Here is a 333-nt window from a genome sequence, read left to right as displayed (position 1 = left end):
ATCAAAGCATTCAGCATGCTGAGTTTCGTATCCAGTTTTCAGGGCGTAAGCTCTGAAGGAATATTCCCCGATAGCTCAGTTGGTAGAGCACTCGACTGTTAATCGAGTTGTCACAGGTTCGAGTCCTGTTCGGGGAGCCATATGGAGAGGTGTCCGAGTTGGCCGAAGGAGCACGATTGGAAATCGTGTAGGCGTCACAAGCGTCTCGAGGGTTCGAATCCCTCTCTCTCCGTAGAACTGCAGAATAAGTATTCGCAAGGCCCGTTGGTCAAGGGGTTAAGACACCTCCCTTTCACGGAGGTAACAGGGGTTCGAATCCCCTACGGGTCACCA

The 333-nt window shown here is 52.0% G+C and carries 3 tRNA genes; all 3 read left to right on the top strand.

The features are described from left to right. The first annotated feature begins 64 nt into the window (after window positions 1–64). The 3 genes from FKP33_RS26855 (at window position 65) to FKP33_RS26845 (ending at window position 333) form a co-directional block, all read left to right on the top strand. A tRNA-Asn gene (locus FKP33_RS26855) sits at window positions 65–140 on the top strand. Between the two features lie 3 nt (window positions 141–143). Then, window positions 144–232, top strand: a tRNA-Ser gene (locus FKP33_RS26850). Between the two features lie 26 nt (window positions 233–258). Further along, window positions 259–333, top strand: a tRNA-Glu gene (locus FKP33_RS26845).

The sequence above is a fragment of the Paenibacillus sp. tmac-D7 genome, assembly GCF_006519665.1.
Classification (GTDB): domain Bacteria; phylum Bacillota; class Bacilli; order Paenibacillales; family NBRC-103111; genus Paenibacillus_G; species Paenibacillus_G validus.
Note: the sequence above shows the minus strand (reverse complement) of the source record. Positions and strands in the feature narration are given on the sequence as shown.